Source organism: Streptomyces europaeiscabiei (assembly GCF_001550375.1).
In the GTDB taxonomy this organism is placed as follows: domain Bacteria; phylum Actinomycetota; class Actinomycetes; order Streptomycetales; family Streptomycetaceae; genus Streptomyces; species Streptomyces europaeiscabiei.
This window is the reverse complement of the sequence record NZ_LRTR01000536.1, coordinates 1-8901: the sequence shown is the minus strand read 5'-3', so window position 1 is coordinate 8901 and position 8901 is coordinate 1. Positions and strand designations below refer to the sequence as shown.

Below are 8901 nucleotides of genomic sequence, written 5' to 3'. Positions count from 1 at the left end.
CGGGCCGCCGGGCCCGGAACGGACACGACCAGGACGGGCGGCGGCCGGGCGGTCCGGCGGTCTGAGGCCTCCTGCCGTTGCGCGGTGCCGAACGCGAGTGGAAGGCTGGTGGTGGGCACTGATTCGGGGGACGCCCGTGAACCGCCCGGTTCGCGGGGTTCGGGCCGTCGCCCAGCGGTCCGCGCGCCCACCGTCGCCGAGCGGTGGCACCGGGCCCGCCCCACCACTGGAGGTACCCGTGGACAGAGCCGGCGGCTGGGGAGACGACGTCTACCAGCCAGACGGATCCGAGATCCAGGACGACGCGGGGCTGCTGGACGCCGAGGACACCCTGGTCACCGACGGTGTGGCCGACCCCCTCGACCGGGGCTGGTCCCCACCTGAGCGGCCCTGGGCGGTGGAGCACACCGGTGTGACCGCGGCGGAGCGGCTGCGCGGCGAGACCCTGGAGCAACGCCTCGCCGAGGAGCTTCCGGACATCGCCTACCCCGACGGGGACGGCATCGGCGACTCCCAGGACACCGACGGCGAGCCCCTGGACAACGAGGTGGGCGACCTCCGCTCCGGCCGTCTCGTCGCTCCCGACGAGGGCGCGCACGAGGACGAGGAGAGCGGGTTGATCGCCAGCGATGTGGGCATCGACGGGGCCGCCGCCTCCGCCGAGGAGGCGGCGATGCACATCGTGGACGAGGGTTCCCCGTCCGGCTGACCCGGTCTCGAAGGGCTCGGCCAGGGCCGAGCGGCGCGTCAGATGAAGTTCAGCGCCGCCGCCGCGCCCACTCCCCCGAGCACCATGAACACCGGCATCAGCACCCGCAGCTCCACCCAGCTGCCGGCCCGGAACCGCATGGCCTTCGGCGGGCCGATGGGGTACCAGCGCTTGCGCCCGATCGGTATGGGCCACAGGACCGGGCAGCCCGACACGGTCAGCGAGTCCCCGATGTCGTGCACCAGCGCGCCGAGCACGATCGGCAGCCCGAGCCACAGATACTCCTGGCCCGGCTGTGTGAACAGCCAGTCCGCCCCGTTGCCCGGCTTGTCCAGGACACCCGCGAGGATCCAGGCACTGGTCGCGGCCAGCAGCCACACCAGCACATCGCTGCTCGAGCCCCGGGCCGCCCGCCACAGCAGACCCTCGATGGCCAGCACCATGTGCACGAAGAGGATGGCCAGCACCGCCCAGCGCCCGCCCGTGATGGCGATGAGGGAGGCACCGGCGCCGAGCAGTGCCGCCCACAGCCAGGTGTGCGTGAGCGTGCGATGCCCGCCCGAGCGGCGCGGGTCGCCCTGCTTCTTCGTCGCCTTGTAGACGGCGTACGAGAGCTTGTCGACGATCTCGCACACCCAGCGTGACAGCGGACCGAAGGAACGCGAGATCGTGGCCGCCTTGTGGTCCAGGTCCGGGGCGAGCGCGGCACCCGCGCAGATCAGCGCCCCGACCAGGAGGACCGGCCAGGGCATGGTGTGCCCGACGGCGGCCGCTGCCGCCCCTACGCCGAGCCAGGCCGCGGCTCCCGACAGTGAGTGTGCTGGTCCCATCATGGCCCTGCCCCGTCCCGTTCCGTTCGTGCCGCTGTCCAGGCGCCTTGTGCCGCTGTCCAGTTGTCCAGGTGCGCTGACGTTCCGTCGGCGCCACAGCGTAGCGTTCGCGATCTTCGGTCCGGCATCCGATTCCCCCATCGGCCGCGCGGGCAGGCAAGATGGGGGCGTGACCCTCATCGATCAGCTGCCGCGGACCGCCGACCCCGACGCCCTCTACGAAGCCTTCGAGTCGTGGGCCCAGGAACGCGGTCTCACCCTCTACCCGCATCAGGAGGAGGCGCTCATCGAGGTGGTCTCCGGCGCGAACGTGATCGTGTCGACGCCCACCGGCTCCGGGAAGAGCATGATCGCGGCGGGTGCGCACTTCGCGGCCCTCGCCCGGGACGAGGTCACCTTCTACACGGCCCCGATCAAGGCTCTGGTCTCGGAGAAGTTCTTCGAGCTGTGCAAGATCTTCGGTACCGAGAACGTCGGCATGCTCACCGGCGACGCCTCCGTGAACTCCGACGCCCCCGTCATCTGCTGCACCGCCGAGGTGCTGGCGTCCATCGCGCTGCGCGACGGCAAGCACGCCGACGTCGGCCAGGTCGTGATGGACGAGTTCCACTTCTACGCGGAGGCCGACCGCGGCTGGGCCTGGCAGATCCCGATCCTGGAGCTGCCGCAGGCCCAGTTCATCCTGATGTCGGCGACGCTCGGCGACGTCGCGATGTTCGAGAAGGACCTCACCCGGCGCACCGGCCGCCCCACCTCCGTGGTCCGCTCGGCGACCCGCCCGGTGCCCCTCTCCTACGAGTACGTGCTGACCCCGCTGACGGAGACGATCACGGAGCTGCTCTCCACCAAGCAGGCTCCCGTCTACATCGTGCATTTCACCCAGGCGCAGGCCGTGGAGCGGGCACAGGCGCTGATGAGCATCAACATGTGCACACGGGAGGAGAAGGACCGGATCGCCGAGCTGATCGGCAACTTCCGTTTCACCACCAAGTTCGGCCGCAACCTCTCGCGTTACGTGCGGCACGGCATCGGTGTGCACCACGCAGGCATGCTGCCCAAGTACCGGAGGCTGGTGGAGAAGCTGGCCCAGGCCGGTCTGTTGAAGGTCATCTGCGGCACGGACACGCTCGGGGTCGGTGTCAACGTCCCCATTCGCACCGTGCTGTTCACCGCCCTGACCAAGTACGACGGCAACCGGGTGCGGACGCTGCGCGCCCGTGAGTTCCACCAGATCGCGGGCCGCGCCGGGCGGGCCGGCTTCGACACGGCGGGTTACGTGGTGGGTCAGGCGCCCGAGCACGTCGTCGAGAACGAGAAGGCGCTCGCCAAGGCCGGCGACGACCCGAAGAAGCGCCGCAAGGTGGTCCGCAAGAAGGCGCCCGAGGGGTTCGTCGGCTGGACCGACAACACCTTCGAGAAGCTCATCGCCGCCGACCCGGAACCGCTCACCTCCCGCTTCCGTGTCACCCACACGATGCTGCTGTCGGTGATCGCCCGGCCGGGCAACGCCTTCGACGCGATGCGCCATCTGCTGGAGGACAACCACGAACCGCGCAAGCAGCAGCTGCGGCACATCCGCCGGGCGATCGCGATCTACCGGTCGCTCCTCGACGGCGGCGTCGTCGAGAAACTCGACGAGCCGGACGCCGAGGGCCGCATCGTCCGCTTGACGGTCGATCTCCAGCAGGACTTCGCGCTCAACCAGCCGCTGTCCACCTTCGCGCTGGCCGCGTTCGAACTGCTGGACCCGGAGTCCCCGTCGTACGCACTCGACATGGTCTCCGTCGTCGAGTCGACGCTTGACGATCCGCGGCAGATCCTCGCCGCCCAGCAGAACAAGGCGCGCGGTGAGGCCGTCGCCGCGATGAAGGCGGACGGGGTCGAGTACGAGGACCGCATGGAGCGGCTCCAGGACGTCAGCTACCCCAAGCCCCTGGAGGAGTTGCTCTTCCACGCGTACAACACGTACCGCAAGAGTCACCCCTGGGTCGGTGACCATCCGCTGTCGCCGAAGTCGGTGATCCGCGACATGTACGAACGGGCCATGTCCTTCACGGAGTTGACGTCCCACTACGAGCTGGCGCGTACCGAGGGCATCGTGCTGCGCTACCTCGCCGGCGCCTTCAAGGCCCTCGACCACACCGTCCCCGACGACCTCAAGTCGGACGACCTGGAGGACCTGATCGCCTGGCTCGGCGAGATGGTGCGCCAGGTGGACTCCAGCCTCCTCGACGAGTGGGAAAAGCTGGCCAACCCCGAGGAGATGACGGCCGAGGAGGCCCAGGAGAAGGCCGACCAGGTCAAGCCGGTCACCGCCAACGCACGCGCGTTCCGGGTCCTCGTCCGCAACGCCATGTTCCGCCGTGTCGAACTCGCCGCCCTCGATCATGTGGGCGAGCTGGGTGAGATGGACGCCGAGTCCGGCTGGGACGTCGAGCGGTGGGGCGAGGCGATGGACAAGTACTGGGACGAGTACGAAGAGCTCGGCACGGGCCCCGACGCCCGTGGCCCCCGGCTGTTGATGATCGAGGAGGAGCCGCAGAACGGGCTGTGGCGCGTCCGGCAGACCTTCGCCGACCCGAACGGCGACCATGACTGGGGCATCAGCGCGGAGATCGACCTCGCGGCCTCCGACGCAGAGGGACGCGCCGTCGTCAAGGTCACCGACGTCGGTCAGCTGTGAGCACAGGAGAGGCCCGTACATGACCACCAACCCCGCCGAGAGGCTCGTCGACCTGCTCGACCTGGAGCAGATCGAGGTCAACATCTTCCGTGGGCGCAGCCCGCAGGAGTCCCTGCAGCGGGTCTTCGGCGGCCAGGTCGCCGGCCAGGCGCTGGTCGCCGCCGGACGCACCACGGAGGGCGACCGGCCGGTGCACTCGCTGCACGCGTACTTTCTGCGCCCGGGGCGTCCGGGGGTGCCGATCGTGTACCAGGTCGAGCGGGTCCGCGACGGGCGGTCGTTCACCACGCGCCGGGTCACCGCCGTGCAGCAGGGCCGCACGATCTTCAATCTGACCGCCTCCTTCCACAAGCCTGAAGAGGGGAGCTTCGAGCACCAGCTGCCGCCGGCCCGGAAGGTTCCGGACCCCGAGTCACTGCCGACGGTGTCGCAGGAGATCACCGAGCATCTGGGCGCGCTCCCCGAGCAGTTGGAGCGCATGGCCCGGCGCCAGCCCTTCGACATCCGGTATGTCGACCGGCTGCGCTGGACCCCCGAGGAGGTCGAGAACGCCGAGCCGCGCAGCGCGGTGTGGATGCGGGCCGTGGGACCTCTGGGGGACGACCCTCTGGTCCACACCTGCGCGCTGACATACGCCAGCGACATGACCCTTCTGGATGCCGTCCGTATCCCGGTCGAGCCCCTCTGGGGGCCCCGTGGCTTCGACATGGCGTCGCTGGACCACGCCATGTGGTTCCACCGGCCGTTCCGCGCGGACGAGTGGTTCCTGTACGACCAGGAGTCGCCGATCGCGGTGGGTGGCCGCGGGCTGGCCCGTGGCCGCATCTACGACCTGGAGGGACGTCTGCTGGTGTCGGTCGTCCAGGAAGGGCTGTTCCGCAAGCTCGGTGCCTGACCGGTTCAGGTCAATGGTGTCTGCGCATGAGCCAGCCCAACAGGCCGCGTCGCCCCTCGGGAGCCGTGCCGGCCGTCGGCTGCGGGTTTCCTGGACGCCGCCGGCCCTGGGGTGAGTGCGGCGCCGGTCCCGCTGCCGCCACCGGAGTCTCGTGCCGGGCGGCGGCGGTCGACGCCGGCACCTTCCGGCGGGGCCTCGGTGCCAGTCGGTGGGCGCGGGCCTCGGCGAGGGACTGCCGGAGGTCCGTTTGCAGCCATTCGATCTCATCGGGGTCGTCGGCCGTCATGATCCGCGCGGTGATCTGCGCGGCGGGCGAGTCGGGCGGGCCGTGGTCGGCCCGTGCGGGCCGGTGGCTGTTCAGGTGGGCCCGCTCGTAGGGGTCCCGGACGATCTCCGCGACCTGGATCGGATCGAGCAGGGCGGCAGGAGCTGCGGCACGCCTCCAGGGGTCGTCGGCCTGCCGCAGCAGGAATCCGAGTTGCCGACCTCGCCAGTTCCGGGGGCGCAGGTCCAGCCCCGCGTCCAGCTGACGCCTCTGGTCCTCCGGCATACGACCTGTCAGCCATCGGGCGTTCTCCCCGTCGGCCGCGAACCGTCGCAGTTCGGCCGCCAGATAGAGCCAGACCACGGCACGGTAGCGGTTCATGGAGAACGTGACCGGCGTGACCAAGCCCAGCCGTGCGAGGCGCATGAACCGAGAAAGCGGCACACCCAGGATCTCGGCGGCCGTGTGGGAACCCACGGCGTCGACCCGTTCCCGCAGGGCCTCCGGGAAGCCCTTCTCGGCACGGAGCCGGTCAGTCTCCGCCCGCGTGATCCGGCGGCCTCCGCCTCCGTCATCGACTACTGTCCGCAGGCATCCCATTTGTACGGCGAGGTCCAGTTCGCTTCGTTTCAGGCCCAGTTCGCGGGCGGCGCGGCTCAGTGCGAGGGTCCGGCCGGTCGATCCGGCCGCGGCGACGCTCGGCGTGGCGAGCGCGGCGGGCTCGGTGATCGTGGCGGGTGTGGCGGATCGCGTGACGGTGTCGCCGGGCATGACGGTTCTCCCCCGTGTGGTGCGGTGCTCGCGCCGGTCTCGCGCTCGCCTCGGGAAAACCGTAGACCGTTCGCCGAAGGTCGTGGCGGGCCTGTGGATAACTCTGCCCGCAACCATGAAACCACCAGGTCAGCGGTCTATCGCGGCCGAGCTTTCGGGCTGGCGGGCATCCACTCGGAGGTGTTCGCCCACGCGATTCACCAGCAGCGTCATCTCGTAGGCGATCTGCCCGATGTCCGCCTCCGCGGCGCTGAGCACGCACAGGCAGCTACCCGGTCCGGCCGCGGTCACGAGGAGCACCGCGTCGTCGAACTCGATCATCGTCTGCCGCACGTCACCGGCTCCGAAGTGGCGGCCCGAGCCCTTGGCGAGGCTGTGCAGTCCCGACGAGACCGCGGCGAGGTGTTCGGAGTCCTCGCGCCGCAGGCCGGTGCTCGCCGCGGTGACGAGTCCGTCGTTGGACAGCACCAAGGCGTGCCGTATGGGTTCCACGCGCTCGGTCAGGTCGTCCAGCAGCCAACCGAGTCCCGCGTTCTGCACCATCGTTCCTACTCCCCGTTTCGTCGTTCCCCCTGGCAAGGAGATTCCGACGATTCAGCCTTCCCCACTGCCGCCGTCGGAGCAAGCACAAGGGGGACATGGCAAGGAAGATGACCGACAAGGAATGGCGGCTCTTCTTCCCGAACGGCGACAACAGGTGCTTCCCCAACCGAAACAGCGGTGTCAAGGGACGGAAACCGGCCAGGAACGGGCGTGTTGACGCCGGTTCAGCCCACGGAGTCGAGCAGCCGGGCTGTGTGCATCCGTCCGGCGTATTCGACGAGCCGAATCAGCACTTCCTTCCCCGAGTCTCGGTCCCGGGCGTCGCAGAGGACCACGGGGGTGCCCTGGTCGAGGTCTAGGGCGCGGGAGACGTCGGGGGCGTCGTACGCGCGGGCTCCCGAGAAGCAGTTGACGGCGACCACGAACGGAATGTGGCGGTGCTCGAAGTAGTCCACGGCCGGGAAACAGTCCTGCAGTCGCCTCGTGTCCGCGAGGACGACGGCACCCAACGCTCCTTGGGCCAACTCGTCCCACAGGAACCAGAACCGGTCCTGGCCCGGTGTGCCGAACAGGTAGAGCGCGAGCCCGGACCTGATGGTGATGCGCCCGAAGTCCATGGCGACGGTGGTGGTGACCTTCTGGTCCACCCCGTCGGTGTCGTCCACCGACTGGCCCACCTCGCTCAGGAGTTCCTCGGTGCGCAGAGGCCTGATCTCGCTGACCGCGCCGACCAGGGTGGTCTTGCCCACGCCGAATCCACCGGCGACGAGGATCTTCAATGCCAGGGCGCCCGTGTCGCCCTGTGTCTCATCGGAGTGTTCGGAGACCATCGATCACTTCTCTCGGGAGTGTCGGCCGTGGTCGACATCGGTACGGCTGCGTCCGTACGGCTGTGAGGAGTCAGCATCATGGCAACTGCCACTCCTTCGCGTGGCGTTGGACCGGTTTTTCGTGCCATCGACCGTATTGTTCGTGTTCGGTACCGGGTGGAGGCACAAGTCGGTACGTGTTGGACCCGACTGCTCGTTCATCTACAGCGCCTTCAACCCCTCGATCACCTCGCGCAGGATCCGTTCGTCCGGCAACTGCGCGGGTGGTACGGGGCGGCTGACGGTGACGCGGCCCAGCTCCAGGAGGTCGCCGAGGAGTACCCGCACCACGCCGACGGGCAGATCGGCGCCCGCGGCGAGTTCGGCGACCGACTGGGTCTCGGTGCGGCACAGTTCGGCGAGTGTGCGGTGTTCCGGGCCGAGCGAGGTGTCATCGTCGGCACCGGGTGCGCCGGTGTCGAGCGAGACCAGTGCGATCAGGTCGAAGCGGGCCCCGTTCGGGCCGGGGCTGGTACGGCCGCCCGTCATGGCGTAGGGGCGGACGAGGGGCCCGGCCTCGTTGTCGTACCACCGGCTGCCCGGCGGCTCGTGCGAAGCGCCTGTGCTGCCTTCGGTCATGAGCACGGCCCGTCCCTGGTTCATCCGGCCGCGGGCGGGCGCGCGCCGGAGCGGGTCGGTGTGCAGAGGTGCTCCCCGACGCGTTTCACCAGCCGCGCCATCTCGTAGGCGACCAACCCGATGTCGGCCGTGACCGAGGTGAGGACGGCGAGGCAGGAACCGTCGCCGGCGGCGGCCACGAAGAGGAAGCCGTCGTCCATCTCCACCATGGTCTGGCGTACGCCGCCGGCACCGAAGTGACGGCCCGTGCCCTTGGCGAGACTGTGGAAGCCGGAGGCGACGGCGGCCAGGTGCTCGGCGTCCTCGCGCTTGAGGTCGCTGGAGGCGCCGACCGCAAGCCCGTCGTTGGACAGCACCACGGCGTGCCGTACGTCGCGTACGCGCAGTACCAAGTCGTCCAGCAGCCAGTCCAGTTCACCGGACCGTTCGGTGGCCCTGGTGCTCGGGTCCTGGATCATGCGGGGTCTCCTTCGCTGCTGTCGCTGCCCGTCGCGGGGCCGTGGGTGACGCCTGAGCCGGGTGCTCTGCCGCCGCCTCGTACCCAGCCGTCGCGGTAGGCCGCCATGCGGTCCCGTACGAGTTCCGGAGTGCGTTCGTCGTCGGACCGGGAGGATGCCGTCGACGTGGGTCGACCGGTGCGCTGTTCGCGCAGCTGGGGTGCGAGGTGCGCCTGGCGTACGCGCCGCGGCAGTTCGTCGGTGCGTTCCGGTTCCGGCGGGTGGCGGTGCGGCCGGAGGGTGGTGACGCCGGGCGGCGG

At 69.8% G+C, this 8901-nt stretch carries 9 protein-coding genes and 1 pseudogene; 3 read left to right on the top strand and 7 right to left on the bottom strand.

Annotated elements, in window-relative coordinates:
• Positions 1-238: 238 nt before the first annotated feature.
• Positions 239-709 (top strand): DUF5709 domain-containing protein, encoded by a 471-nt coding sequence (locus tag AWZ10_RS26570; RefSeq protein WP_037705148.1) that lies wholly within the window; start codon positions 239-241, stop codon positions 707-709.
• A gap of 38 nt (positions 710-747) precedes the next feature.
• Here the strand turns inward: AWZ10_RS26570 and AWZ10_RS26565 are convergent, their stop codons facing one another.
• Positions 748-1542 carry a metal-dependent hydrolase gene (locus AWZ10_RS26565; protein WP_060892190.1) on the bottom strand — a complete coding sequence of 265 codons (795 nt, stop codon included), beginning with the start codon at positions 1540-1542 and terminating at the stop codon, positions 748-750.
• A gap of 166 nt (positions 1543-1708) precedes the next feature.
• On the opposite strand from AWZ10_RS26565, the gene AWZ10_RS26560 reads away from it, so the two are divergent.
• A complete protein-coding gene (locus AWZ10_RS26560; RefSeq protein ID WP_060892189.1) occupies positions 1709-4222 on the top strand; it encodes a DEAD/DEAH box helicase in 2514 nt (837 codons plus the stop codon).
• Positions 4223-4241: 19 nt separating this feature from the next.
• Positions 4242-5117, top strand: a complete 876-nt coding sequence (locus AWZ10_RS26555) for an acyl-CoA thioesterase (RefSeq protein ID WP_005475120.1) — start codon at positions 4242-4244, stop codon at positions 5115-5117.
• 10 nt (positions 5118-5127) lie between these two features.
• On the opposite strand, the gene AWZ10_RS26550 is transcribed toward AWZ10_RS26555, so the two are convergent.
• The 6 genes and pseudogenes from AWZ10_RS26550 to AWZ10_RS26525 all read right to left on the bottom strand — a co-directional run.
• Entirely contained in the window at positions 5128-6153 is a 1026-nt protein-coding gene (locus tag AWZ10_RS26550) for a DUF6397 family protein (protein WP_060892188.1), read from the bottom strand.
• 129 nt (positions 6154-6282) lie between these two features.
• On the bottom strand, positions 6283-6696 hold the full coding sequence (locus tag AWZ10_RS26545) for a roadblock/LC7 domain-containing protein (RefSeq protein ID WP_046710204.1): 414 nt from the start codon (positions 6694-6696) through the stop codon (positions 6283-6285).
• Between the two features lie 224 nt (positions 6697-6920).
• A complete protein-coding gene (locus AWZ10_RS26540) occupies positions 6921-7526 on the bottom strand; it encodes a GTP-binding protein (RefSeq protein WP_060892187.1) in 606 nt (201 codons plus the stop codon).
• A gap of 201 nt (positions 7527-7727) precedes the next feature.
• Positions 7728-8144 (bottom strand): DUF742 domain-containing protein, encoded by a 417-nt coding sequence (locus AWZ10_RS26535; protein WP_060892191.1) that lies wholly within the window; start codon positions 8142-8144, stop codon positions 7728-7730.
• A 20-nt stretch (positions 8145-8164) separates the two neighbouring features.
• Positions 8165-8602 carry a roadblock/LC7 domain-containing protein gene (locus AWZ10_RS26530; RefSeq protein ID WP_046709930.1) on the bottom strand — a complete coding sequence of 146 codons (438 nt, stop codon included), beginning with the start codon at positions 8600-8602 and terminating at the stop codon, positions 8165-8167.
• Positions 8599-8901 (bottom strand): annotated as a pseudogene (locus tag AWZ10_RS26525) (ATPase); the annotation flags it as partial. The pseudogene AWZ10_RS26525 and the gene AWZ10_RS26530, both read right to left, overlap by 4 nt.

Bases quoted from the DNA above. Each gene is read 5' to 3' on its own strand.
- AWZ10_RS26530 (WP_046709930.1), bottom strand. From the start codon at position 8,602: ATGATCCAGGACCCGAGCACCAGGGCCACCGAACGGTCCGGTGAACTG.
- AWZ10_RS26535 (WP_060892191.1), bottom strand. From the start codon at position 8,144: ATGACCGAAGGCAGCACAGGCGCTTCGCACGAGCCGCCGGGCAGCCGG.
- AWZ10_RS26565 (WP_060892190.1), bottom strand. From the start codon at position 1,542: ATGATGGGACCAGCACACTCACTGTCGGGAGCCGCGGCCTGGCTCGGC.
- AWZ10_RS26545 (WP_046710204.1), bottom strand. From the start codon at position 6,696: ATGGTGCAGAACGCGGGACTCGGTTGGCTGCTGGACGACCTGACCGAG.
- AWZ10_RS26550 (WP_060892188.1), bottom strand. From the start codon at position 6,153: ATGCCCGGCGACACCGTCACGCGATCCGCCACACCCGCCACGATCACC.
- AWZ10_RS26540 (WP_060892187.1), bottom strand. From the start codon at position 7,526: ATGGTCTCCGAACACTCCGATGAGACACAGGGCGACACGGGCGCCCTG.
- AWZ10_RS26555 (WP_005475120.1), top strand. From the start codon at position 4,242: ATGACCACCAACCCCGCCGAGAGGCTCGTCGACCTGCTCGACCTGGAG.